We start from the raw sequence: 25,069 nt of genomic DNA, 5'->3' as shown, positions 1-25,069 counted from the left end.
CGCGCTACAAATCGATCTGAGGCGCAGGCTCTGTCGGTGTCTCTGGCGGAACCATCGGGTGATCCGGCTTGCGGCGGATGATAATATCGCCGTTGGGCTGCATCTCGGGCGCTTGATAGGCGCTCCAATCCTCAACCTGATCCAGCAGTTCCGTCAGCTTCGGCCCCATTTCGCGCGCGAAATCGCGCAACGCGGGGCGCATGGTTTCGGTGAAGCCTTCGAAACCCTCCATGACCGGGCCCATCTCATCCATGATGCCGTCCATGAACATCTGCGCGCCGCGCTCCATCAGACCGAGGCCGCGTTCTTTGGTGTCTTCCTGCGCATGGGCCGCAAGCGGCAGCATCGTGCAAAGGGCGATAAGGGGCATAAAGCGTGTCATACAATTGATGTAGGCGACGCATTTGGGATTTCTAGTCCTGCGGCGATACTCTGGCACAAGCCCGCCTAGAGGTCGACATCCAGCGTGACGGGGAAGTGATCGGACGCCGCCAGCAGCGCATCGCGCAGCGCCTCATTTCGCCAGCAGGCAGGATCATCCATCGGATGCCAAATGCGCCAACGGGCATCGCGGGCGCGGATTTGCGGGCTGACCATGATGTAATCCAACAGCGCCTGAAGGAAGCGTTCTTCTGGCGCGATCCAGAAGCGCGCGCTGGTGGGCGCGGCCCCTAACCGTCGGCTGAGCGCCTGTTTGGCATGCGGGTCAAAAAGGGCGGCCTCCCCCTCCCCTAGAATGATCTCAACCGAGGACCGTCCGAACAGGCTTTCGAATTCATCCAGCCCCGGCCCGTCGTTCAGATCACCCATTACCATCACGGGACGATCCGCCGCCAGATGCATGTCGATCCGCCGCCTGAGCCAGATCGCCTGCGCCAATTGCTTGCGCCGGTTGGCGATGGCGATGCGCAGCACATCGGCCTCGGACTTGGCCCCATAGGGTGCCTTGGATTTCAGATGCGCGCCGATCACCTGAAAGGCAAACCCGGCCTTTGTGGTCACTTCCAGCTCCAACGGTGGTTTGGAGAAGACCACAGCGTCTTTGGTCGCATCGACATCCAGATCAATCCGCAATGTCTGATCAAAGCGCGGGGCACCGGTTGCCGCCTGCGGCGCATGGCGGGCCGTGAGCTTGTCGGGGTCATAAAGCAGCGCGATCTCTTGTTCTGTATCGTTTGAAAACCCCATGACGGCCGCCCGCGCCCTGAGGGAAAACCGCGCGGCGAAATACTTAAGTGCTGCCACGGTGGACTGCCGCCGCCCGTGGTTTGGCGCCTCAATCACCATGATCGCATCCGCATCCAGCGCGGTGAAAACCAACCCCAGGGCCGCCGTTTGCTGCGCGCGTGTCACGTTATAGCGTGAGGACCAGCCGCCATCGTCGTAGAGCCGGTTATCGTCGTCAAAAAGGCTCGCGAACCACTCTACATTGTAGGTGGCGACGCGCATCAAGCGTGTTTGCCCGAGATCGTTTCCCACGCGCGGTTAATGTCGATCATGCGTTTCTCGGCCATCTTGATGGCCTCTTGCGGCAGACCGCGCGCCACCAACGCATCGGGGTGGTTCTCCCGCACCAGCCGCCGCCACGCCTTGCGTGCTTCTTCGCGCGTGGCATTCGGACCGATGCCCAGAACCGTGCGCGGCAGGGGCGAGCTATCGGGGACAAAACGCGCCTTGAGCGAGGCAAATGCCTCCTCTCCCATGCCAAAGATCGCGGCGACATCCTCAAGAAACGCGTTCTCATTTGGGTGATAGACGCCATCGGCCATGGCGATGTGAAACAGCCCCTCCATCAGATCATGCAGCATCTCGGGCTGGTCGTTAAACATGCTGGCGATGCGTTTGGCGTATTCCTCAAACCCCGTCACATCCTGACGGGCAAGGTTGAAGACACGCGCAGCGCCGTCTTGATCCCCTTCGGCGATCTGAAACACTTCGCGAAAGGCGGTCACCTCGTCGCGGGTCACCTGCCCATCGGCCTTGGCCATCTTCGCACCCAGGGCGATCACCGCGATGGTAAAGGCGACCGACCGTTCTGGCGGGCTGCGCAGACGGTCAAAGACGGCCGACAGCCCCTCGCCCGCGGTGAGGGCTGACAAAGCTTCGGTAATGCGTGTCCAGATCGACATGGGCTAACCCCTTGGTATTCGGAACTCAGCTTAACTGCTGGCATCGGGGAAGTCAGGATGCAGTCAGCGTTTTTTGCATCAAGATCAGGTCAAGCCATTGGCCGTGTTTGCGCCCCACCTCGGGCATCCGGCCCACCTGTGCAAAGCCCAATTTTTCATGGAAGATCACGGCACCGGGGTTGGCGCTGCTGATCGCGGCGACCATCACATGACGGCCCTGCGCCGCAGCCGCCTCCTCCGCCCGCGTCATCAAGCCGCGCCCCAGCCCACGCCCCTGCGCGGCGGCTGACAGAACGATGCTATGTTCCACCGTCGCGGCATAGCCCGGCCCGCCTCGAAAGCTGCCGTAGGTGACAAAGCCAAGCACCTCGCCTGCGGCTTCGGCCAGCCAGAAGGCATCAGCGCGTGTGGCGATCAGCGCGGTGATCTCCGCCTGCGTTTTTTCATCGGTGGTGAAAGTCGACAGGCTGTCGCGGATCATGCCGTTCCATAGGTCAGCCAAGGCAGCGGCATCGCGCGGCTCTGCCGGGCGGATCGCCCCGCCCATGGGGGCGGAGCCATCAGCAGCCTGCGTCACTTCCGCGTCTCACGGATCAGTTTTAGGATATCCTTTGCCGCCGTCGGGATATTCGTCCCCGGCCCAAAGATCGCTTTGACCCCAGCGTCTTGCAGGAACTTGTAATCCTGCTGCGGAATAACCCCGCCGCAGATCACCAGAATATCCTCTGCCCCTGCATCCTTCAGCGCCTGAATAAGCTGCGGCGCGAGCGTCTTGTGCCCCGCCGCTTGGCTGGAGATGCCGATCACATGCACATCATTGTCCACCGCATCCTGCGCGGCTTCGGCAGGGGTCTGGAACAACGGTCCCACGTCCACGTCAAAGCCGATATCAGCGAAAGCCGTGGCGATCACCTTAGCGCCTCGGTCGTGCCCGTCTTGGCCCATTTTGACCACCAGCATACGCGGGCGGCGGCCTTCGGCCTCAGCAAACTCATCAACCGATTTCTGAATGTCGGCAAAGCCCGCGTCGCCCTCATAGGCCGCGCCATAGACGCCGGAGAGGGTCTTGACCTCGGCCCGGTGCCGCCCGAATTCTTTCTCCATCGCCATGCTAATCTCTCCCACTGTGGCGCGCGCGCGGGCGGCTTCGACCGCCGCGTCGAGCAGATTGCCGCCCTCGGCGGACCGCCGTGTCAGTTCTGCCAGTGCGGCTTCGCAAGCTGCGTCGTCCCGCTCAGCCCGGATACGTTCCAGCCGCGCGACCTGACCGGCGCGGACCTTGACGTTGTCCACGTCCAAGATATCGATCGGCTCTTCCTTGTCGCGGCGATACTTATTCACCCCGACGATCACCTCGGTGCCCCGGTCAATGCCCGCCTGACGCTGTGCTGCGGCTTCTTCGATGCGCAGTTTGGGCATGCCAGAGGCCACGGCCTTGGTCATGCCGCCCATCTCTTCGACTTCTTCGATCAGCTTCCATGCCGCCTCGGCCAGATCAGCGGTCAGCTTTTCGACGTAGTAGCTGCCGGCAAGCGGATCGACGACGTTAGTGACGCCGGTCTCTTCTTGCAGGATCAGCTGGGTGTTGCGGGCAATGCGGGCAGAATGCTCAGTCGGCAGGCCAATCGCTTCGTCCAGCGAGTTCGTGTGCAGCGACTGCGTGCCGCCCAGCACGGCAGAAAGCGCCTCATAGGCCGTGCGCACCACGTTATTATAGGGATCCTGCTCAGCAAGGCTGACGCCAGAGGTCTGGCAGTGGGTCCGCAACATCGATGATTTGGGGTTCTTTGGCTCAAATTCCGCCATGACCCGCGACCAAAGCAGGCGCGCGGCGCGCAGCTTGGCGGCCTCCATGAAGAAGTTCATGCCGATGGCAAAGAAGAAGCTCAGGCGCGGCGCGAAGCGGTCCACATCCATGCCGGCGGCAATTGCCGTGCGCACATATTCGCGCCCATCGGCGATGGTAAAGGCCAGCTCCTGCACGAGGTTCGCGCCCGCCTCTTGCATGTGGTAGCCCGAGATAGAGATCGAGTTGAATTTCGGCATGTGATCCGAGGTATATTCGATGATATCCCCGATGATCTTCATCGACGGTTCCGGTGGATAGACATAGGTGTTGCGCACCATGAATTCCTTGAGGATGTCATTCTGGATCGTGCCCGACAGCTTGGCGCGGTCATGCCCCTGCTCTTCGCCCGCGACGATGAAACTCGCCAAAATCGGGATCACTGCGCCGTTCATCGTCATGGAGACTGAGACCTGATCCAGCGGAATGCCGTCAAACAGGATCTTCATGTCCTCAACACTGTCGATGGCCACACCCGCCTTGCCAACATCGCCCTCGACGCGTGGGTGATCACTGTCATAGCCCCGGTGCGTCGCCAAATCGAAAGCGACCGACACACCCTGCTGCCCGGCGGCAAGCGCGCGGCGATAAAAGGCGTTGGATTCCTCAGCCGTCGAGAAGCCCGCATATTGCCGGATCGTCCAAGGGCGGCCCGCGTACATCGTGGCTTTCACCCCGCGTGTAAACGGCGCTTCGCCGGGGATGCTTCCGAGATGCTCCAGATCGCTGACATCGTCGGCGGTATAGAGCGGTTGAACGTCGATCCCCTCCAGCGTCTTCCAGGTCAAATCATCAAGGCTACGCCCCCGCAGCTCGCCTGTCGCCAAGTCCTGCCAGCGCGTCTTGGCGTCCTTTTGGTCGGATGTCATATGCTTGTCCTTCTCTCGTTGCACCGGGCGGCAGGCATAGGCCTGCGCATCACCGGCGGCTGATTTGTCACTGGAAGCTGCCGTGTCGGGATAAATACCCCCTGCGGCGCTTTGCCCTTCGCAAACTGGCGCAAGACCCCTATATCTGAGGGGACAGGAGCCTTGATGAAACGTTTGATCTCACTTGTTTTTGCAGGATTACTCGCCACGACAGCGCCCGCGCAGGAGGCCGGCGTCTTGGCCGACGATCCGCTGTTTATGGCCGCCGATATGGACGACCTCAGCCAATTCCAATGGAAAAAGCGGCCCGTGCTGGTCTTTGCCAATTCAGCAAACGACCCTGCGTATGTTGAGCAAATGGAATATCTGCAAGATCGCGAAGAAGAGCTGCGTCTACGCGATGTTGTGGTGTTGACAGATACCGACCCCGCTGCGCGCAACCCGCTGCGGCTTAAAATGCGGCCGCGCAATTTTATGTTGGTGTTGGTCGACAAAGAAGGCGGCATCGAGCTGCGCAAACCCTTCCCTTGGGACGTGCGCGAGATCACCCGCAGCATCGACAAGATGCCGCTACGCCAGCGGGAAATCAGAGAGGCAAAGGAGCCGCGGGTCATCCGTTGATGACCTGCCCCCTGCCCGCTCTGCCCGCCAGCGCAGTGCATCTCATTCGAACTCCATGATCACATCGTCAACCGCCAGACTGTCGCCAGCGCCCGCGTTGACCTTGCTCACGACACCCTTCTTCTCGGCGCGCAGGATATTTTCCATCTTCATCGCCTCAATGGTGCAAAGCGCTTGGCCTTCTTGGACCTCATCGCCCACTTCCACGTCGAGCTTCACCACCAGACCCGGCATCGGGCAGAGCAGCATCTTGGAAGTATCAGGCGGCAGTTTCTCGGGCATCAGCGCCGCCAATTCCGCCTGACGCGGCGTGCGCACATGGACTTTGATGTCCGCGCCGCGGGTACGGATGCGGAAGCCCCCTGAGATTTTGCCGACCTTCAGCACCAGCGGCGCATCGTCCACGGTCATCACGGCCAATTGGTCGCCCGGCGTCCAAGCGCCGCTCACGCGCACCTCGGCCCCATCGGCAAATTCCACAGTCGCGCCCTTGGGGTCGGCCTTGGTCACAACGTCAAAGTCTTGGCCCTGCAGGCGCACATTCCAGTCGCTGCCGACCTTGCGCTCGTGGTTGTCCATCCGGCCCGACACACGGGCGCGGCGGATTTCGGCCACACGGTGCATCGCGGCACAGGCGGCGGCGATGCGGCGCAGCTCCGCGTCTGGCAGGGTCACGCCCTCGAAACCATCTGGGTATTCTTCGGCAATAAACGCTGTGGTCATCTCGCCCGAGACAAACTTCGGGTGGTCCATCACGGCGCTCAGGAACGGCAGGTTATGCCCGATGCCCTCAACCTCAAAACTGTCGAGCGCCACGCGCATCTTCTCAATCGCCTCGGCCCGGGTCGGTGCCCAGGTGCACAGCTTGGCGATCATTGGGTCGTAATACATCGAAATCTCGCCGCCTTCAAAGACGCCGGTGTCATTGCGCACGGCCATATCGCCTGCGGGGGCATCGCCCTGCCATGTGCCCTTCTCCAGCAGCGGCCCGGCAGCCACTTCCTGCGGAGGGCGGTAGCGGGTCAAACGGCCAATGGAAGGCAGGAAGCCACGGTACGGGTCTTCGGCATAAAGCCGGTTCTCGATGGCCCAGCCGGTGAGCGTCACATCATCTTGGGTGATCGACAATTTCTCGCCATTGGCCACGCGGATCATCTGCTCGACCAGATCAACGCCAGTGATCAGCTCGGTCACCGGGTGTTCCACCTGAAGGCGGGTGTTCATCTCAAGGAAATAGAAGTCTTTGTTGCCATCGACGATAAATTCCACCGTTCCCGCGCTGGTATAGCCCACGGCCTGCGCCAGAGCGACGGCTTGCTCGCCCATCGCCTTTCGGGTGGCCTCATCAAGGAAGGGGCTCGGCGCTTCTTCGACAACCTTCTGGTTGCGACGCTGGATCGAACATTCACGCTCGCCCAGATAGATACCATTGCCATGCGCGTCGCAGAGCACCTGAATTTCGATGTGGCGCGGCTGGGTGACGAATTTCTCGATAAAGATACGGTCATCGCCAAAAGAGTTGGCCGCTTCGTTCTTGGAAGACTGGAAACCCTCGCGCGCTTCTTCGTCGTTCCACGCGATCCGCATGCCCTTGCCGCCGCCGCCGGCCGAGGCTTTAAGCATCACCGGATAGCCAATCTCATTAGAGATTTTCACCGCTTCGTCTGCGTCTTCGATCAGACCCATGTAGCCGGGCACGGTCGATACACCTGCTTCCTGTGCGATCTTCTTGGATGTAATCTTGTCGCCCATCTTCTCAATGGCGCCTACCGGGGGGCCGACGAAGGCCACGCCAATGGCATCAAGCGCCTCGGCGAACTTGCTGTTTTCGCTTAGAAAGCCGTAACCGGGATGCACCGCTTGCGCGCCGGATTTCTTGACAGCCTCCATCACCTTGTCGATGACGATGTAGGATTGGTTCGCAGGGGGCGGGCCGATATGAATCGCCTCATCCGCCATTTCTACATGCAAAGCCTGGGCGTCAGCGTCTGAATAGATGGCGACAGTGGTCAGCCCCATTTTCTTGGCCGTTTTGATGACGCGGCAGGCGATTTCGCCCCGGTTGGCAATGAGGATCTTGTCAAACATCAGCAGTTCCTTTGACGGTGACAGGCAACGCGAAAAGCCGCGTCAGCCGGGGCTGCGCGGTGCCTGAAAAGATAGAAGGGAAAGCCGTTCCACCAACGCGAATGCGTGGCGGAACGGCCAAAACTAGTCGTTTAGCACTTGCCGGGGTTAAGCTGGCAGTAACCGACGTTGGCTGCGGCGCCAATCGCTGCACCCTGTGCCAGCGAACCGCCAGTAATCGCAGCAGTGCCTGCGCCGACGGCAGCGCCGCCAATACCTTGCTCGGCAATGGTGTTGCCACAAGCGGCCAGCCCAACTGTTGCGCCAAGCGCGAGAATAATATTGCGAATCGACATGTGCCTGTTCCTCTACTGCTAAATTCCAACTGACCAACGCTTTGATTAGCATAGGGTTCCCGGTTGGATTTTCTGTTTGATGCCTTGCGCCTAAAAGGCCGCATACCCAAAATGCCGAGCACCAACCCAGGTAGACTGGATCGCTGCCCGGCAGGCCTAAGGATATCGCCTTCATACGCGGCGAAACCTGAAACGGTCACAGCTCCACCAGCAGGCTGCAACATGCCCCAAAACCCGCCCGGCGCCACGCCTATGTCAAACGCCGACCAAAAACCGGCAGCGCGATGCTGATTTAGGGAAAAGGTCGGCGACAACATGCCGATCAGCCCTCGAACGCTTCGGGGAAGGACGCGCGGGCGGCAGAGACATCAAGCACCAAAAGCGCTTCGTAATCAGCGGGATCAAAAGGATCGGTCGCGGGCAGCACCTCACGACCAAAAAGCCAAGACAGACGGCCTGCATCAAGATTGCCGCGCTCGAAAGGATGCTCACCAAAGGCTTCCCAGAGGGCTTTGACAAAAGCGGTGTCGGCACGACGATCCGGCGCGCGGCGGTCAGGACGGCGCTCGCGCCGCGTGATCGGCGTGACCCCTTTGGGGTTTGGACGGCGAACTGTAAATTGGAAATCGGTGCCGGGCAGTCGCCCGGGGAACCCGCGGTGTTTCAGCATGTAGGCGGGCATTACACACCCCTCCCGATTGCAGGGGTGGCAGAGATCAGGGCAGGCGCGGACGCCTGCCCTGCAACGACATTACTTGTACTTGCCGGTGTATACTGGCTCGACCGAGATGGGCGCGGGCTCAACAACAACGAATTCTTCTTCTTGCTGTGCGCAAGCCGAAACAGCTGCGACGAAACCGAAAGCTGCAAGCAATTTGATGCTCTTGGACATGTAAATCTCCTATTAATGTTAGTGGAACCTGATGCGACATCATGCCGACCAAGCCCGGGTTCTGAGGCAAGGGATACGTGGGTATTCCTTGACCGCATCATATGCGATTCACATGGCAATGGATATGCTTGCAAGCGCAATCGGTCGTGCTGTGACTCCAATGCATCATTCCAAATGGGGGATCGGCGGATTCTTGCAAGATATTGCGTCCGCATCACAAACCCTCCCAGATACAGGTGTCATTCTGAGCGCGAAAAGCTTCGAAATATTGGGTCGCATCGGGATCTGCGGCGCCAAACTCCACCGGGCGGTCGGCCAGCGAGACAACAATCACCTGACCAGCCAGTGCATGTTCGGTCATATAGGGCAGCGCCACTGCGGCGCAGAGGTGTTCCATATCCGGGGCGGCCAGATCATAAGCGATGGTATCCGGCCCCGTCGCAATCTGTGGCGCGATAAAGCGAAAGCGGAGCCAAGTCTCCCCGCCCAATTCCTCGACAAGGACTTCTTGTAAATCAATCGCTTGGCCCGATGGCACGTCAATCGCAAGCGCGGGTTTTACGACCCCAAGAAACAGCGCACTCAAGACAAATGCGCGGGTAAAACGCGCCGCTAATGGTTGCGGAGCGCGTCGATAAGCGCGCCCTTGTCCATATCCGAGCGCCCCTCTATCCCAAGCTCCTGCGCGCGATCGTAGAGGTGGTCCTTGGTCCAGTCCTCGTAGGGCGGCTGTTTGCCCCCCTTCTGGCTGGGATGCTGGCTGTCGCTTGCCTGTGCATTGGCAATCCGGGCGGCTTTCTCCTTGCTCGCCCCGTCCTCGCGCAGGGACTTGTAGGTCTCTTCGTCTTTGATGGATGCGTTCGGCATGGATGGGCCCTCCTTTACGAAGGAAACCACCCAGCCTGCTGAGGGTTCCGCGCGCGGCCCCTGTGGGATCGGTATTTAAGAAAGGATGAAACTGCATGGATGAGCTCAGAGCGGGATGTTGTCGTGTTTCTTCCACGGGGTCTGCACTTTTTTATTGCGCAGTGAGGCGAATGCGCGGGCGACCCGTTTGCGGGTAGAGCGCGGCTGGATCACCTCATCGATAAAGCCCCGCTCGGCGGCGACGAAAGGATTGGCGAATCGGCCTTCGTAGTCTTTCGCATGCTGCGCGATTTTCTCGGGGTCATTGAGGTCTTTGCGGTGAATGATCTCAGTCGCACCCTTGGCCCCCATCACGGCGACTTCCGCGGTGGGCCATGCGTAGTTGAAATCAGAGCGCAGATGTTTAGAGGCCATCACGTCATAGGCACCCCCATAGGCTTTGCGGGTGATGACTGTAACCATCGGCACTGTCGCCTCGCCGTAAGCAAAGAGCAATTTAGCGCCGTGCTTGATGACGCCGCCGAATTCCTGGCCTGTACCAGGCAGGAAGCCGGGCACATCGACCAATGTCAGGATTGGGATTTCAAAAGCGTCGCAGAAGCGCACAAAACGTGCCGCCTTGCGGGAGCTGTCGATGTCCAGGCAGCCTGCTAAAACCATCGGTTGGTTGGCGACGACGCCGACGGTACGACCCTCGATGCGGATAAAGCCAGTGATAATGTTCTTAGCGAATTCTTCCTGGATTTCGTAAAAATCGCCTTCATCGGCAAGCTTTAGAATCAGTTCCTTCATATCGTAGGGGGTGTTGGCATTGGCCGGCACCAGCGTGTCGAGCGAAGGTTCGATTCGATTGGGATCATCGAAGAAGGGGCGGACTGGGGGTTTCTCGCGGTTGTTGGCGGGCAGCAGATCGACGAGGCGGCGCACCTCGGCCAGCGCCTCGACATCATTCTCAAAAGCGCCATCAGCGACCGACGATTTTCGCGTGTGCGTGGTGGCGCCGCCCAACTCCTCGGCGGTGACGACTTCGTTTGTGACCGTCTTCACCACGTCAGGGCCGGTCACGAACATGTAGGAGCTGTCTTTGACCATGAAAATGAAATCGGTCATCGCGGGCGAATAGACCGCCCCCCCTGCACAGGGGCCCATGATGACGCTGATTTGCGGGATCACGCCAGAGGCTTCGATGTTGCGCTGGAAGACTTCGGCGTAGCCTGCAAGGCTTGCCACGCCTTCTTGGATGCGCGCGCCGCCGGAATCGTTAATGCCGATCACGGGCGCGCCGTTTTGCACGGCCATGTCCATGATCTTGCAAATCTTTTGCGCGTGGGTTTCCGACAAGGAACCGCCAAAGACGGTGAAATCTTGGCTGAAGACATAGACGAGGCGGCCGTTGATCGTGCCCCAACCTGTGACCACACCGTCACCTGCAGGTTTTTGATCCTGCATGCCAAAATCGGTGCAACGGTGGGTGACGAACATGTCGAATTCTTCGAACGAACCTTCGTCGAGCAGCAGATCGACCCGCTCCCGCGCGGTCAGCTTGCCGCGGCCATGCTGCGCATCTATCCGCGCCTGACCGCCGCCCAAGCGCGCATCTTCGCGGCGCCGCTCCAGTTGTTCGAGAATGTCTTTCATGACGCACCCCTGTTGTGATTTTCACCATTCTATCGGAGGAGCGCAGGCGACCAAAGCGCATTTTTGCAAATTTGCAAAACTAATACAGTCGCGGAACAGCAAAATGAAAAGTTGCAAATCAATCTAGTTAACATGGACATTTCTCATACCCCAGACTACTTGCATTTGCATGAGCGATATCCCCCGTGTCCGGTATCTAGATCGGAAGACCCCACCCCACATTTCCACGCTGATCCTGCTGGCCGGGCTTTCGGCGATGGTGATGAACATCTTTTTGCCCAGCCTACCAACGATGGCAGAGCATTTTGGCACGGACTATGCGGTCATCCAACTCTCGGTTCCGCTGTATCTTTTCTTTAGCGGCATATTACAGATTTTTATCGGACCGATTTCAGACAACCTTGGACGGCGGCGCGTCATGCTTTGGGGTTTGGGCGCGTTTCTTGTGGCGACCGCTGGCTGCCTTCTCGCGCCAAACATCGCTGTCTTTCTTGTCTTTCGCATGGCGCAGGCTGTGATCGCTACCGGCATGGTATTAAGCCGCGCTGTGATCCGCGACCTCTATACCCAAGAAGAATCGGCCTCCATGATCGGCTATGTCACCATGGGGATGGCGCTGGTGCCGATGATCAGCCCTGCCGTAGGCGGCCTGTTGGAACAGGGGTTCGGCTGGCAGGCGTCCTTCTGGGCGATGCTTATCCTTGGCGGTGTCGTGTTCTGGGTGGCTTGGGCAGACTTGGGCGAAACAGCGCGCGCCAGCGGCAAAACCCTTGCGCAACAGTTTGGCGAGTATCCTGAGTTGCTCCGGTCTCCGCGATTTTGGGGCTATGCGATGGCGACAGGATTCTGCTCCGGCGCATTCTTTGCCTATCTTGGCGGTGCGCCCTTCGTCGGTACGGTTGTTTTCGGTATGGAGCCTGCGGTGCTAGGCCTCTATTTCGGTGCGCCCGCGATTGGCTATTTTGTCGGCAACTTTATCACCGCGCGCACGGCAACGCGCTTTGGCGTGAACACGCTCGTGTTGTGGGGCTGCGTTTCTAACGCGGTGGGCGGCACGCTCTCGCTTTTAATTTTCCTCGCGGGTTACGGCTCCCCTCTTAGCTTTTTCGGACTGATGACACTGGTGGGGCTGGGCAATGGCCTATGCATCCCCAATGCCACCGCTGGCATGCTTTCTGTGCGGCCACATTTGGCAGGGACGGCCTCTGGTCTTGGCGGGGCGATCATGATCGTTGGTGGCGCGGCGTTAAGCGCTCTGGCGGGTGCGCTGCTCACACCAGAGACCGGTGCCTACCCGCTCTTGTGGCTGATGTTGCTCACAGCCATCGCCTCGGTTGGTTCCATCTGGCTGGTGATCCACCGCGAGAAAGTCTTGGGTCTGTAACCTGCGCCAATCCTGCCACCGTACTTGCGGCGGGAAGTTTGCAAAGCTACGCTGCGGCCAATTGCAAAGTTGCAAAGGCGCGGGAATGGCGATTCAAAAACTTTATGCTGGCGTGAAGTTGCGAGAGACCCGCACCCGTGCGGGACTGACGCAAAAAGACTTCGCCGCCCGGCTTGGCGTATCCTTGCCCTATCTCAACCAGATGGAAAATAATAACCGGCCCGTCAGCACCAATGTCGTGCTCGCGCTGGCGTCGGAATTCAGGCTGGATGTTACCGAGCTTTCCAGCGGCGACGGGGAGCGATTGGTAAGTGATCTGCGCGAAGCGTTGGCCGATCCGATTTTTGCAGGCAAGGCGCCCCCCATGGCTGATCTGCGTCTTACCGCTTCGAATGCACCGGGATTAGCACATGCGTTTCTTGCCCTGCATCAAAGCTACCGACAGGTGCAAGAACGGCTTGCCTCACTAGACGAAGCACTTGGCCGTGAAGACGCCCGCGCCACCCCGTCCCCTTGGGAGGAAGTCCGCGATTTCTTTCACTATTGCGACAATTACATTGATGCCGTCGACCGTGCTGCAGAGCATTTCGCAACCCGCGAGGGCACGACAGGCGATGCCCGCGCCACAGCTATGGCGACCCTTGATGCCGCCGGGGTAGCGGTGGTCTTTGCTGATAACGATCGCCTGCGTGCCTATGATCCGGCACGTAAAACACTGCAGCTATCCTCCCGCGCGGCACCTGAAACACAGACCTTTCAGCTTTTGTTGCAAGTGGCACTGACGCGACAGAACGCGCTGCTGGAAGCGACACTCGATTTGGCGCGCTTTCACAGCCGGGCGGCGCGGGACATTGCCAAAATCGGGCTTGCAAACTATTTCGCCGGTGCGGCGTTGTTGCCCTATGGTCGGTTTTTGGAAAAAGCGCAGGCCTGCCGCCATGATCTTGAGGTCTTGGCCGGGCATTTCGGGGCATCGATTGAACAAGTGGCGCATCGGCTGTCGACCTTGCAAAGGCCCGGTGCGAAGGGCGTGCCATTTTTCTTTGTGCGCGTGGATCAGGCGGGGACGATCACCAAACGTCACTCGGCAACGCGCTTGCAATTTGCCCGCTTCGGCGGCGCATGTCCGCTGTGGAACGTACACCGTGCTTTCGAGACGCCGGGTCGCTTCCTGCGGCAATTGGCCGAAACCCCAGACGGGGTACGTTATATCAGCTTGGCGCGCGACATCTCAAAACCGGCGGGGCGGTTTGGGGCGCCCGTACGGCGCTACGCGATCTCTCTCGGGTGCGAAGTGCGCCATGCACCAGCGCTGGTCTATGCCGATGGGATGGACATCAATCGCGCCGAAGCCTTTGAGCCGATTGGTATTTCCTGCCGTATCTGTGAACGCCGTGATTGCCACCAACGCTCCGTTCCACCGCTGGAGCGGCAGCTGGTCGTCGATCCTCATCTGCGCGACGTGTTGCCCTACCAAGTAGAGTGATCAGCGCCGCGCGCGCCGCCAACCCGCGCCGCGGGCTTCGGCTTCTGAACAGAACCAACGTTCGCCTTTTTGGGTACTGATCCGGGTACGGCTGTAAAAATCTTGCCCGGGCATATGATAAATCTTGGTCCCCTTGGCACTGATATTGCCTTTGATCTGACAACTCCCTTCAGCCCGGACAGGCTCTGCCCCGCTGCGACGGGTCACGCGGTAGCGTGCAGGGGACACCGTTTTGAACCCATGGATCCCACGCGCTTCGACAAAGGCGGCCTTTTCATCCAAATCATAATCCATCGAATACTTTCGATAAGCAAAGGCCAGCCCGTCTTGCACCAGCGCCTGCCCCACATCGACACCATCGATACGGCAGCGCGCGACGATGCGCTCATAGCGGTCCCGATCCAGTTCTTCGCACTGGGCCTCTGCCCCTTGATAGCGGTCGCGCACCTCCCTCGTTGTCCAATCGCCGCAGGCCCACGGCTGACCGCCTTCTGTTTCACAGGTCTGGCGCGCCTCAAGCGCGTCGATCCCATGCAAACGAATGCGCGTGCCGCCAAGATCAAAGGTATCCCCATCAATCACACGCACCATGCCAGAGACGGTCAGCGCCCCAGCCGAGAAAGCCCCGAGACTCAGCGTTAGACTGAGGGCGAAAAGTGAACAAATCCTTAACATGAGGCAGGTATGACGCCCTGCCCCACCAGCTTCAAGGGACGAGATTAAGAGAGGTTAATGATCAGCGCTGTGCCACTTGCCAATTGGGGTGCAGCCAAGGCTCTTCATTGGCGCGCGGCAGCGGATCACGGCCCAAGAGCAGGTCCGAGACTTTCTCGCCCACCATGATCGACGGCGCGTTCAGGTTGCCATTGGTGATGCGCGGGAAGATCGAACTATCGGCCACGCGCAGCCCCTCAACCCCGATAACCCGCGCCTGTGGGTCGACCACGGCGTTCCGGTCATCGGCCGCGCCCATCCGGCAGGTGCCGCAGGGGTGATAGGCGCTTTCGGCATGCTCGGCGATGAAACTGTCAAGTTCCGCGTCCGATTGCAGCGCCGCACCGGGCTGGATTTCGTGCTTTACGAAAGGCTTGAACGCCTCCTGCCCGAAAATTTCCCGCGTGAGACGGATACAGGTGCGAAACTCTTCCCAATCATCGGGATGCGACATGTAGTTAAAGCGGATTTTTGGCGCATCCGCCGGGTCCGCCGAGCGTAGGGTAATGTCGCCCCGCGACTTCGAACGCATCGGCCCGGTATGGGCTTGAAACCCGTGCCCCTCAGCCGCTGCCTGCCCGTCATAGCGCACGGCAATGGGCAGGAAATGGTATTGGATATCAGGGTATTCGACGCCGGGCTTCGAGCGGATGAAGGCCGCGGATTCGAACTGGTTCGACGCCCCCATGCCGGTCTTGGTGAAGAGCCACTGCGCGCCGATGACGGCCTTCGACAGCAGGTTCCAGTGCTTATAAAGCGTGATCGGCTGGCTTGAAGCCATCTGGATATAGAGCTCAAGATGGTCCTGCAGGTTCTGCCCCACGCCGGGGCGGTCGGCGACCACGTCGATGCCATGTTCGGCCAGATGCGCTGCTGGGCCGATGCCGGACAGCATCAGCAGCTTAGGAGAGTTGATCGACGACGCGGCCAGTACCACTTCGCGCTGCGCGCGGATGATCTCGATCGCGTTGCCGCGCTTAACCTCGACGCCTACGGCACGCCCCTCTTCGATCACCACACGCTGTGCGAGCGCGCGGATTAACGTCACATTCCCGGTCTTCTGCGCCGGGCGCAGATAAGCATTCGCCGCCGACCAGCGCCGCCCGTTCCAGACAGTCTGCTCCATCGGACCAAAGCCCTCTTGCTTCTCGCCGTTGTAATCCTCGGTCATTTGGTACCCGGCCTGCGACCCCGCCTGCACAAAAGCATCGAACAGAGGGTTCGCGCGCGGCCCACGGCTTACATGCAAAGGCCCATCCTTGCCGCGCCAGGCCGCATCGCCGCCGTGACCGTTCTCGTGCCATGTCTCCATGCGCTTGTAATAGGGCAGCACGTCGGCATAACCCCAACCCTGCGCCCCGCTTTCTTCCCAATGGTCGAAATCCTTGGCGTGACCGCGCACATAAACCATGCCGTTGATCGACGACGAACCGCCGATGACTTTGCCGCGCGGGCAGACCAGCTGACGCCCGTTCAGATGCGGCTCTGGCTCGGATTTATAGCCCCAGTCATAGCGCGGCATGTTCATCGGATAGCTAAGTGCTGCGGGCATCTGAATGAAGGGCCCCGCATCGCTGCCGCCATGCTCGATGACGATCACCTTGCGGCCCGCCTCGGCCAGACGGTAGGCCATGGCGCAGCCCGCAGACCCCGCGCCGACGATCACAAATTCAGCTTCCATTTCATTCACCTTCCGCAAATCTGCACGAGTGCAGGGCAGCGCCCGACGTTGTCGGCTTTATGCGCTTCGGCCTAATTTTCCGTTGCTTAGAACGGCGCTTCGACATCGCCCATGCGAACGTAGACGGACTTCAACTGGCTATAATGATTGATCGCCGCCTTGGAGTTTTCGCGCCCGACACCGGAGTTTTTCATGCCCCCAAAGGGCGCTTCGACCGGCGCGTCGTTATAGGTGTTGATGTAGCAGGTGCCCGCCTCGAACCCGGCTGCGACACGGTGTGCGCGGCTGAGATCATTGGTAAAGACACCCGCAGCGAGGCCGAATTCGGTGGCATTGGCGCGGGCCATGACTTCGGCCTCATCCTCGAAGTCCAGTACCGCCATAACGGGGCCAAAGATCTCTTCGCGGGCGATGACCATATCGTCTTTGACGTCAGCAAAGACCGTGGGCTGCATGTAAAAGCCGTCGCGCTCAATCCGCTGGCCGCCATAGACCAGCCGCGCGCCCTCGGCCTCGCCCTTCGCTACATAGTCCAACGCAATCTGCATTTGCCGTTCGCTGACCATCGGGCCAAAGCTGGTCTCGGGGTCCATCGGATCGCCAATCACAGCGTTTTCTAGGCGTTCCGCAAGCCGCGCGAGGAAGGCTTCCTTAATGTCGCGATGCACGAAAACGCGGGTGCCGTTCGAGCAGATCTGCCCGGAGCTATAGAAGTTACCCAAAATCGCACCGCTGACCGCATTGTCGATGTCGGCATCCTCAAAGACGATCATGGGCGATTTGCCACCCAGTTCCATCGTCACGTGCTTGATGCCCTCGGCAGCAGCGGCATAGACTTTGCGGCCCGTCGGTACCGACCCGGTGAGCGACACTTTATCGACCCGCGGGTCGGTGACCAACGACTTGCCCACCTCGCCCATGCCCTGCACCACATTGAACAGCCCGGCAGGCAGCCCGGCCTCAATCAAAATCTCTGCCACCTTCAACGCACAAAGCGGCGTGGTTTCCGACGGTTTAAAGATCATCGCATTGCCGCAAGCCAGCGCGGGCGCGGCTTTCCAGCAGGCGATCTGGGTGGGGTAGTTCCACGCGCCGATGCCGACACAGAGGCCAAGCGCCTCGCGGCGGGTATAGACCCAGTCTTCGCCCAGTTGGATATGTTCACCCGTCAGACTGCCCGCCAGCCCGCCGAAATACTCCAGCGCGTCCGCCCCGCTGGTGGCATCGGCAACAGAGGTTTCTTGGTAAGGTTTGCCGGTGTCATAGGTCTCTAGCACCGACAGGTCGTGGTTGCGCTCGCGGATCAAATCCGAGGCACGGCGCAGCACGCGGCCCCGTTCGGTGCCCGTCATCGCGGCCCATGCGGCCTGTGCACGGCGCGCCGAGGTGATGGCCTGCTCAATAATCGTAGGCGTGGCGGCATAGACCGTCGCGATCTTTTCGCCCGTGGCGGGATAGATCACCGGGATGGGCGTGCCGTCGGTGTCTTCGACATAGGCGCCGTCGATGAAGTGGCTGGCTTTGGGTTGGGGATCATAGGACATCAAAGTTACTTTCTTGCCTGAGGCGAGGAGTGTTCGAAAAGGCGGAGCGCGGCATTGCCGCCATTCTCCGCGGTGTTCAGCGGCCCGCTTTGAGCAGCAGGTCGAGGGTATAAAGCGCGCGGGTCATGGCCTCAGCCGCGCTGACGCCCTCCGACAGCGCGGCGCGCAGGTAGAGCCCGTCGATCAGCGCTGCCAAGGTCTCGGCGTCGCCCTCGGGCTGGGGGCTGATCGGGCGCAGCGCATGGGTGAGGTTGGAGCGCAGGCGGCTTTGATAAGCCGTCAGCAGCCGCCGTGTCTCAGGATTGGTGCGGGCATGGGCGTAAAGCGTCATCCACGCGCTGATCGTGCCGGGGTGAAAGCCGGTGTCGTCAAAACTGGCCACAATGATCGCCGCCGCCCGGTCATGTGGTGTGCGGGCCGTGGCCAGCCGTTCGCGCACCCCTGCCGCATATTCCGACAGGATATGGCGCATCGCGGCGAGGAAAATCTGGTTCTTGCCGCCGAAATAGTGATGCGCCAAGGCGCTGGACATGCCCGCCCGCTTGGCGATCTGGCTCACCGTCACATCAAGCGACTGAGCTTCGCCGATCTCTGCGATGGTGGCTTTGACCAGCGCAGAGCGGCGAATGGGTTCCATTCCGACTTTGGGCATTAGATTCGGGTCCTTGGGGCAGTGACGACCGCCTCAGGATAGGGGATTTTTTATTGACGCGTCAATCAAGTTCCCGGAGGCCGCCGCCTCGGTCAGAATTTCGCGGCGTGAGAGGGCGGCGTGACTTGCCGTTTCAGCATCGCCTCACGCCATGTAATGAAGGTGACCGAGCCCAAAATCACCGCGCCGCCAAGCACGACCCAGATGTCCACCGGTTCAGCAAAGACCACCACGCCGAGGATCGTGGCCCAGACCAATTGCAGGAATGTCACCGGCTGCGTCACTGTCACCGGAGCGGCGGCGAATGCCAGTGTCATGGTGAAATGCCCCGCGGTGGCGAAGAAGGCGACGCCGGCGAGGATCAGCAACTCCTGCGCGGTGGGAGTGATCCAAACGGTGAAGGCAAAAGGCGCAAGCCCGATGGTCACGAAGATCGACAGCATGGTCACGATCATCACCGGGCGCGCTTCGTCTGCCAGCACTTTGGCCAAGAGGTAGGAGCCCGCAAACACCACCGCCGCCAGCAGCATCGCCAGATGCCCGGTTGAAACTTCGCGAAAGCCGGGCCGCAGGATAATCGCCGCCCCTGCCAGCCCCAGACAAACGGCCACAATACGCCGCGCCGCGAGCTTTTCGCCCAGAAAAATCGCAGCGCCGACGGTGACATAGATCGGCGCGAGGTAGTTCATCGCCGTCACTTCGGCAATCGGCAGGCGCGTCATGGCGTAGAACCACAAGATTACCCCGCCCGCGTGGAAAAAACCACGCAACCCGAACAGCCCCCACTGCCGTTTGCTGACCGGTGTCGCCAACAATGACCGCAGCATCGGCAGGATGAAAACCAATCCCATCGCATAGCGCAAAAAGGCGGCTTCTGCCGAAGGCAGGCGCGGCCCCATATATTTCACCAGCGCGGTCACGCCGATGAAACAAGCCCCCGTCACCAGCATCCAAAAGACCCCGACAAGCGGGCGATTGGCGGGAACGGGGATGTCGGGGGTGGTGGCCGGGTTTTGTGTCATGCCGCGACCCTTTCCCAAAGCGCAGGTAAGGGCAAGATGGCCGCGGCACTTTTATTCACATCGCAAGCAGTTTGATGGCAATCGCCCACATAGTCACGGCAATTAGCGCATCCAAAACCTGCCAACTGCGCGGTTTGGCAAAGAGCGGCGCAAGCAGCCGCGCGCCATAACCAAGGGCAACGAAAAACACGAAGCTGGCCAAAGCTGCCCCGATGCCAAAGCTCAAGCGATCAGGATATTGCGCCGAGATTGACCCGAGCAGCACCAACGTATCGAGATAGACATGCGGGTTCAGCCACGTCAGCGCCAACAGCGTCAGGATGGCCTTGCCCAAGCTGCGGGTCGCTTGGCCTTCCGCCTCAAGCCCCTCTCCGCCGTGCCAAGCCGACACCGCGTTGCGCCAGCCGTACCACAGCAAAAAAGCCGCGCCGCCATAGCGCATCAGCGGGCCAAACCACGGTGCCGCCTCGGCCAATGCGCCAAAACCGGCAACCCCCGCCCCAATCAGAAGCGCATCAGAACCGGCGCAGAGCAGGACCACAGGCAACACATGTTCGCGCCGCAGTCCTTGGCGCAGCACAAAGGCATTCTGTGCACCAATGGCCATGATGAGGGTAAGGCTCAGGGCAAAGCCGGGAAGGAATGAGGTCAGCATTGGAATGTCCAGTCTTTTGATGCCCTTGCCTAGCGCGGTGGATCAGATTACTCAAATTCAATAGTCTTCGCCGGGATTAGAAAAACTTATGCAGCTCGACAGTGCCCAATTGACCGCCCTCGCCTATATCCTGCGTCTCGGCAGTTTCGATGCCGCGTCGGCGGCGCTTGGTGTGACGCCTTCGGCGATCTCGCAACGGTTGAAGGCCTTAGAGGACCGGGTGGGCGCGACGTTGGTGCTGCGCGGCCAGCCCTGCACGCCAACCCCTTTGGGCCAGCGGCTCGCCAAACATGCCGAGGATGTCGCCCTGCTGGAAGCGCAGGCTTTAGGGACCAGCGACAGTGTCACCGCCCCCCGGCTTCGGCTCGCCGTGCCTGCGGATGTGCTGGCGACATGGCTCATCCCCGCGTTGGCACAGATACCTGAGATGCTCTTTGATTTGGTGATCGACGATCAGGACACATCTGCCGACTGGCTGCGCCGAGGAGAGGTCAGCGCGGCAGTCACCGCACAGGCCCGCGCGGCGCCGGGATGCAATGTGCTGACCTTAGGCGCGCTTCGCTATCATGCAACTGCCAGCCCGGCTTATGTGAGAGACTGGTTCGCCGATGGCGTCACACCTGCCGCGCTTGCCCGCGCACCGATCCTCACCTTTGACCGCAAGGACCAGTTGCAAGGGCGCTGGCTGATGCAGAAAACCGGGCAACGGCTCACCCCGCCAAGCCACCATCTGCCCTCAAGCCACGGATTTGTGGCGGCAGCGCGCGAAGGTTTGGGCTGGGGCATGAACCCTGCCCCGCTGGTGGCTGACGATATGAAGAAGGGCAGCCTCGTCTCGCTCGACGCCGCTCTGCCGCTGGATGTGCCGCTCTATTGGCAAGTGGCGCGGATCATGGCGCCCGCGCTGGCCCCGCTCACCGCTGCCATTCGGGCCGCGGCGCGCGAGGCGCTGGTGCAAGAGGCGCGTTAAAGCTGCGCCATAACCTCGTCAGAGGCCTCAAAGTTGGTGGTGACGCGCTGCACGTCGTCGTCTTCCTCAAGCGCATCGACAAGCTTCATCAGCTTTTCCATGGCCTCAAGGTCCATCTCTGTCGTCGTGGTCGGACGCCAAATCAGTTTGGTCGATTCTGACTCGCCCAATTCCGCCTCAAGCGCGGTGGACACATCGTTAAGATCGGTATCCGTGCAATAGATCACATGCCCGTCCTCGGAGCTTTCCACATCCTCGGCCCCGGCCTCAATCGCCGCCATCATCACGGTGTCCGCGTCGCCGACAGAAGCGGGGTAAATCACCTCGCCCTTGCGCTCAAACATAAAGCCGACCGAACCGGTTTCGCCCAGATTGCCGCCGTTCTTGGTAAAGGTCGAGCGCACGGTCGAGGCGGTGCGGTTGCGGTTGTCGGTCATCGCTTCAACGATCACCGCCACACCATTCGGGCCATAGCCCTCATAGCGGATTTCCTCGTAGTCCTCGCCCTCGCCGCCGATTGCCTTCTTGATCGCGCGTTCGATGTTGTCCTTGGGCATGGACTGGCCCTTGGCCTCTTTCACAGCCATGCGCAGACGCGGGTTCTTTTCCGGGTCAGGGTCGCCCATCTTGGCCGCGATGGTGATTTCCTTGGAAAGTTTGGAAAACACCTTGGCGCGCAGCTTGTCCTGACGGCCTTTGCGATGCTGAATGTTTGCCCATTTGGAGTGACCGGCCATGAATACCTCGTTCTGGCAATGCGTTTGCGCCACTCTATAGGCCAGCCGCTGCGCTGGAACAAGCCGTGCCGCCTTTGTGGCGGCTTGTCGGTCTGTTGTTTCTCCATTTCTGTATAAGATTCCGGGCGTTCTTTGGGCAAAGGCAGTGGTGGCAAATCTCTCGGAAAGATGACGCCCAATGCAAAAAGGCGCGCCACATGGGCGCGCCTTTCTTTAGTTCAATGACGGGCTATCAGGCCATGTCGAAGGCGTCATCCTCACAAGCGTCGGCCTGTTCGTCTTCGTCTGAAGGTGTGGAGGTAAGGCTGAGCGCATCCATGAGGGCGGTCGCGCTTTCCGAGGTGTCAGCGTCGTCGGGGTCCGCATCAAGGGGATCGATCCCCCCAGTGACGCCCAACACATCACCCTCTCCATTTTCGTCGACATCAACGACGACACGCATACCGGCCAAGTCGATGTCTTCAAAAGACAATGGCCCATCGTGTGAAGAAAGTGTGAAGTCAGTCGCTTTAACCCCATTGGCGGCGTTTTCAGCCGTCGGGTCAAACTTCAACCCTACGTCAAAGGTGCCCCCGGCACCGTTCACCCCATCATCAGCAGCCTGAATGTCACTCACATCGCGACTGCCTGCGGTTGGGAAGAAATAAAGGGTCTCTACCCCGCTGCCATCTGTCAGGTTGAAGTAGACTTCATCAATCTCGGCTTCGTTACCGTCGAATTGAACCTGCGATAGCTTGAAGAACAGCGTTCCGGTGTCCGTTTCAGTAACCGATACATTGATCTCCGCAGGGTCGCCCACTGTGAAGTTCAGCGTCGTCTTGTCGTCACCGCCTGTATCCGTGCCCTTCGTGCCGCCAGAACCGGAACCCTTCGTACCGCCAGAGCCGGAACCCTTCGTGCCGCCAGAGCCGGAACCCTTCGTGCCGCCAGAACCGGAGCCCTTCGTACCGCCAGAACCGGAACCCTTCGTGCCGCCAGAGCCGGAACCCTTCGTGCCGCCAGAGCCAGAACCCTTCGTGCCGCCAGAACCAGAACCCTTCGTGCCGCCAGAACCGGAACCTTTCGTGCCGCCAGAGCCGGAGCCCTCCGTACCGCCAGAGCCGGAACCCTTCGTACCGCCAGAGCCGGAACCCTTCGTACCGCCAGAGCCGGAACCCTTCGTACCGCCAGAGCCGGAACCCTTCGTACCGCCAGAGCCGGAACCCTTCGTACCGCCAGAGCCGGAACCCTTCGTACCGCCAGAGCCGGAACCCTTCGTACCGCCAGAGCCGGAACCTTTCGTGCCGCCAGAACCGGAGCCCTTGGTCCCGCCAGAGCCGGAATCCTTCGTGCCGCCCGAGCCGGAGCCCTTCGTGCCGCCAGAGCCAGAACCCTTCGTGCCGCCAGAGCCAGAGCCTTTGCCGTCATCGTTACCGTCGAACTTCCCGGCTAGGTTTTCGTCGTACCATTTGGCGAAGGAAGACCCTTCTACCCCGCCGTTATGATAGGACTTTGTTCCGCTGGCATCACAACCGCTGCCCGCCGCATCGTCGGTGGACCAGCTATTGTCTTTGCTGTCCCAACCCTTCGAGAATCTGTAACCCATGACGCCAATCCCTCATATACATATTGCAGTCGCGATTGCATTGCAGCACCGCGTCCCCCACAGACCTGCGAAACTAACAGGCTCTGCTTGTTTGCGGCAAATTCTTTCCATCTTTTCGGTGAATTGGGCAAATTACCTACCCAAACTCGAAACAGTGCGCACCCCATGTGTGCATTGTCCTTTAGTATAGCTCAAACACCCCTAAGGGCGACGAATCACTCTGTCCGTATAGGGTGAAATTGCCTTTGTTTTGCCCAAAACCCGCCGTACCGTCGTCAGTCAACCGACCTACACAAGCGAAAACACCAGCGGAGGCCTCATGGCACGACCTAAGGAAAAAAGCGCTCAGGCGCAGATTGTCGCAGCGGCGCGCAAACACTTCGGCCAAGACATCGCGCGGGTATCGGCACCGGGCGGCGAAAACCGGTCGAGCTTTCGTCTGCACCTGACCGACCGCACCGTCATCGCCACCCTGCGCCCAAACTTTCGCCGCACCCATCTAGAAGCGCATGTGCTGACCGAACTTAGCCGCCATTGCAGCGACCTGCCCGAATGTCTGGGCGTGGTGGGCGAGATCATGTTCCAGTCCGATGTGGGCAAACGCCGGCTTAACGTTGAGGTCGCGCAGGTCGCGCCAGCGGTGCAGCTTGATCTGGCGGCTGAGGCCGTATCGGCCATTTTCCGCATCCATGGTGCTGCGCGACAGACCGAGCTGAATGCCATTATGCCGCATCTGGGAAACAACCGCGATTGGGTGTTGAACTTCGTGGATGCGGTGGACTTTTTGAAAGACCTCGGCGGCGGTATCTCGGACCAGTTTGACCGCACCGCAGCCTATGAGCGCATCAATGCCCCGGCGCGGCAATTTGTGAAATGGGATTGCCGGTCCGGCAATGCCGCGATCGGCCACGATGACAAGCTGCGTTGGTTCGACTTTGAATACGCCGGGCTGCGTCACGGTGCCGAAGACATCGCTTGGCTGATCGGGGACGAGGCGTGGCCGGTTGCACCACAAGACATGGTCGATGTAGTGATCGACGCCTTCGATCCCACCTGCGGCATCCCCCTGCCCGACTACCTCGACTATCTTTCGGTCTACCTGACCTTTCACGCGGTGCAGCGGCTTAAGCTGATCAGCAAAGAGGCCAAGAAACGCGGCTGGCTGAGCAAAGACCGCATTCGGCGCTATGACGATGCGGGCGTGCACCCCGAGTTCGCGGCGCATATCTGCCGGGTTGGGGCCTATTTCTCAGACCAATCCGAACTCACTGCGCCGCTCACACGCAACTTCCTTGAGGCTCAGGCGGGCTTTGAAGAGATCACCGCCCAGTCTGAGGCGCAGCGCAGCGCCTGA

Annotated in this window: 25 protein-coding genes; 5 read left to right on the top strand and 20 right to left on the bottom strand. The window is 60.3% G+C overall.

Annotated features, from left to right (window positions below; genetic code table 11):
* Positions 1 to 4 precede the first annotated feature (4 nt).
* The 5 genes from DSM14862_RS04630 to scpA form a co-directional block, all read right to left on the bottom strand.
* A complete protein-coding gene (locus DSM14862_RS04630; RefSeq protein WP_243254318.1) occupies positions 5 to 370 on the bottom strand; it encodes a hypothetical protein in 366 nt (121 codons plus the stop codon).
* 77 nt (positions 371 to 447) lie between these two features.
* Positions 448 to 1,449 (bottom strand): endonuclease/exonuclease/phosphatase family protein, encoded by a 1,002-nt coding sequence (locus tag DSM14862_RS04625; protein ID WP_007119262.1) that lies wholly within the window; start codon positions 1,447 to 1,449, stop codon positions 448 to 450.
* Positions 1,449 to 2,129 (bottom strand): molecular chaperone DjiA, encoded by a 681-nt coding sequence (locus tag DSM14862_RS04620; RefSeq protein WP_007119261.1) that lies wholly within the window; start codon positions 2,127 to 2,129, stop codon positions 1,449 to 1,451. Before DSM14862_RS04620 ends, DSM14862_RS04625 begins: the two co-directional genes overlap by 1 nt.
* A gap of 52 nt (positions 2,130 to 2,181) precedes the next feature.
* Positions 2,182 to 2,706, bottom strand: coding sequence for a GNAT family N-acetyltransferase (locus tag DSM14862_RS04615; protein WP_007119260.1), 525 nt, complete (start codon positions 2,704 to 2,706; stop codon positions 2,182 to 2,184).
* On the bottom strand, positions 2,703 to 4,844 hold the full coding sequence (gene scpA, locus DSM14862_RS04610) for a methylmalonyl-CoA mutase (RefSeq protein ID WP_007119259.1): 2,142 nt from the start codon (positions 4,842 to 4,844) through the stop codon (positions 2,703 to 2,705). Before scpA ends, DSM14862_RS04615 begins: the two co-directional genes overlap by 4 nt.
* A gap of 165 nt (positions 4,845 to 5,009) precedes the next feature.
* Between scpA and DSM14862_RS04605 the strand changes: the two genes are divergently transcribed.
* A complete protein-coding gene (locus DSM14862_RS04605; protein WP_007119258.1) occupies positions 5,010 to 5,465 on the top strand; it encodes a DUF4174 domain-containing protein in 456 nt (151 codons plus the stop codon).
* 42 nt (positions 5,466 to 5,507) lie between these two features.
* Here DSM14862_RS04605 and DSM14862_RS04600 read toward each other — a convergent pair whose 3' ends face one another.
* From DSM14862_RS04600 to DSM14862_RS04570, 7 genes are all read right to left on the bottom strand, one after another.
* Entirely contained in the window at positions 5,508 to 7,553 is a 2,046-nt protein-coding gene (locus DSM14862_RS04600) for an acetyl-CoA carboxylase biotin carboxylase subunit (protein ID WP_007119257.1), read from the bottom strand.
* Positions 7,554 to 7,684: 131 nt separating this feature from the next.
* A complete protein-coding gene (locus DSM14862_RS04595) occupies positions 7,685 to 7,888 on the bottom strand; it encodes a hypothetical protein (RefSeq protein ID WP_007119256.1) in 204 nt (67 codons plus the stop codon).
* Positions 7,889 to 8,210: 322 nt separating this feature from the next.
* Entirely contained in the window at positions 8,211 to 8,558 is a 348-nt protein-coding gene (locus DSM14862_RS04590) for a hypothetical protein (RefSeq protein ID WP_040701050.1), read from the bottom strand.
* An 81-nt stretch (positions 8,559 to 8,639) separates the two neighbouring features.
* Positions 8,640 to 8,780 (bottom strand): hypothetical protein, encoded by a 141-nt coding sequence (locus DSM14862_RS04585; protein ID WP_007119254.1) that lies wholly within the window; start codon positions 8,778 to 8,780, stop codon positions 8,640 to 8,642.
* A 214-nt stretch (positions 8,781 to 8,994) separates the two neighbouring features.
* Positions 8,995 to 9,366: a DUF6497 family protein gene (locus DSM14862_RS04580; protein ID WP_007119253.1), complete on the bottom strand. Its 372-nt coding sequence runs from the start codon at positions 9,364 to 9,366 to the stop codon at positions 8,995 to 8,997.
* 26 nt (positions 9,367 to 9,392) lie between these two features.
* Positions 9,393 to 9,647 (bottom strand): DUF7218 family protein, encoded by a 255-nt coding sequence (locus DSM14862_RS04575; RefSeq protein ID WP_007119252.1) that lies wholly within the window; start codon positions 9,645 to 9,647, stop codon positions 9,393 to 9,395.
* A 105-nt stretch (positions 9,648 to 9,752) separates the two neighbouring features.
* Positions 9,753 to 11,285, bottom strand: a complete 1,533-nt coding sequence (locus tag DSM14862_RS04570; RefSeq protein WP_007119251.1) for an acyl-CoA carboxylase subunit beta — start codon at positions 11,283 to 11,285, stop codon at positions 9,753 to 9,755.
* Between the two features lie 169 nt (positions 11,286 to 11,454).
* Here DSM14862_RS04570 and DSM14862_RS04565 point away from each other — a divergent pair, with 169 nt between their 5' ends.
* Together DSM14862_RS04565 and DSM14862_RS04560 are read left to right on the top strand one after the other, a co-directional pair.
* Positions 11,455 to 12,669, top strand: coding sequence for a multidrug effflux MFS transporter (locus DSM14862_RS04565; protein WP_007119250.1), 1,215 nt, complete (start codon positions 11,455 to 11,457; stop codon positions 12,667 to 12,669).
* Between the two features lie 85 nt (positions 12,670 to 12,754).
* Positions 12,755 to 14,155, top strand: coding sequence for a helix-turn-helix domain-containing protein (locus tag DSM14862_RS04560; RefSeq protein ID WP_007119249.1), 1,401 nt, complete (start codon positions 12,755 to 12,757; stop codon positions 14,153 to 14,155).
* Here DSM14862_RS04560 and DSM14862_RS04555 read toward each other — a convergent pair whose 3' ends face one another.
* The 6 genes from DSM14862_RS04555 to DSM14862_RS04530 all read right to left on the bottom strand — a co-directional run bounded on the left by DSM14862_RS04555 (position 14,156) and on the right by DSM14862_RS04530 (position 20,423).
* Positions 14,156 to 14,830, bottom strand: a complete 675-nt coding sequence (locus tag DSM14862_RS04555) for a thermonuclease family protein (protein WP_040700964.1) — start codon at positions 14,828 to 14,830, stop codon at positions 14,156 to 14,158.
* Between the two features lie 61 nt (positions 14,831 to 14,891).
* Positions 14,892 to 16,550, bottom strand: coding sequence for a choline dehydrogenase (gene betA / locus DSM14862_RS04550; RefSeq protein WP_007119247.1), 1,659 nt, complete (start codon positions 16,548 to 16,550; stop codon positions 14,892 to 14,894).
* 86 nt (positions 16,551 to 16,636) lie between these two features.
* Entirely contained in the window at positions 16,637 to 18,094 is a 1,458-nt protein-coding gene (betB, locus tag DSM14862_RS04545) for a betaine-aldehyde dehydrogenase (RefSeq protein WP_007119246.1), read from the bottom strand.
* A gap of 76 nt (positions 18,095 to 18,170) precedes the next feature.
* Positions 18,171 to 18,746, bottom strand: coding sequence for a choline-binding transcriptional repressor BetI (betI, locus tag DSM14862_RS04540; protein ID WP_007119245.1), 576 nt, complete (start codon positions 18,744 to 18,746; stop codon positions 18,171 to 18,173).
* A gap of 92 nt (positions 18,747 to 18,838) precedes the next feature.
* Positions 18,839 to 19,768 (bottom strand): DMT family transporter, encoded by a 930-nt coding sequence (locus tag DSM14862_RS04535; protein ID WP_007119244.1) that lies wholly within the window; start codon positions 19,766 to 19,768, stop codon positions 18,839 to 18,841.
* A gap of 55 nt (positions 19,769 to 19,823) precedes the next feature.
* Positions 19,824 to 20,423, bottom strand: coding sequence for a LysE/ArgO family amino acid transporter (locus DSM14862_RS04530; protein WP_007119243.1), 600 nt, complete (start codon positions 20,421 to 20,423; stop codon positions 19,824 to 19,826).
* Positions 20,424 to 20,511: 88 nt separating this feature from the next.
* Between DSM14862_RS04530 and DSM14862_RS04525 the strand changes: the two genes are divergently transcribed.
* On the top strand, positions 20,512 to 21,393 hold the full coding sequence (locus DSM14862_RS04525; RefSeq protein ID WP_007119242.1) for a LysR family transcriptional regulator ArgP: 882 nt from the start codon (positions 20,512 to 20,514) through the stop codon (positions 21,391 to 21,393).
* On the opposite strand, the gene DSM14862_RS04520 is transcribed toward DSM14862_RS04525, so the two are convergent.
* Together DSM14862_RS04520 and DSM14862_RS04515 are read right to left on the bottom strand one after the other, a co-directional pair.
* On the bottom strand, positions 21,390 to 22,130 hold the full coding sequence (locus DSM14862_RS04520) for a YebC/PmpR family DNA-binding transcriptional regulator (protein WP_007119241.1): 741 nt from the start codon (positions 22,128 to 22,130) through the stop codon (positions 21,390 to 21,392). The two genes, DSM14862_RS04525 and DSM14862_RS04520, sit on opposite strands and share 4 nt — an antisense overlap.
* A gap of 232 nt (positions 22,131 to 22,362) precedes the next feature.
* Positions 22,363 to 23,715 (bottom strand): hypothetical protein, encoded by a 1,353-nt coding sequence (locus DSM14862_RS04515; protein WP_007119240.1) that lies wholly within the window; start codon positions 23,713 to 23,715, stop codon positions 22,363 to 22,365.
* A 319-nt stretch (positions 23,716 to 24,034) separates the two neighbouring features.
* Between DSM14862_RS04515 and DSM14862_RS04510 the strand changes: the two genes are divergently transcribed.
* Complete coding sequence (locus DSM14862_RS04510; RefSeq protein ID WP_007119239.1) at positions 24,035 to 25,069, top strand: hypothetical protein; 1,035 nt, start codon at positions 24,035 to 24,037, stop codon at positions 25,067 to 25,069.

The organism is Sulfitobacter indolifex (assembly GCF_022788655.1).
Lineage (GTDB): Bacteria > Pseudomonadota > Alphaproteobacteria > Rhodobacterales > Rhodobacteraceae > Sulfitobacter > Sulfitobacter indolifex.
Note: the sequence above shows the minus strand (reverse complement) of the source record. Positions and strands in the feature narration are given on the sequence as shown.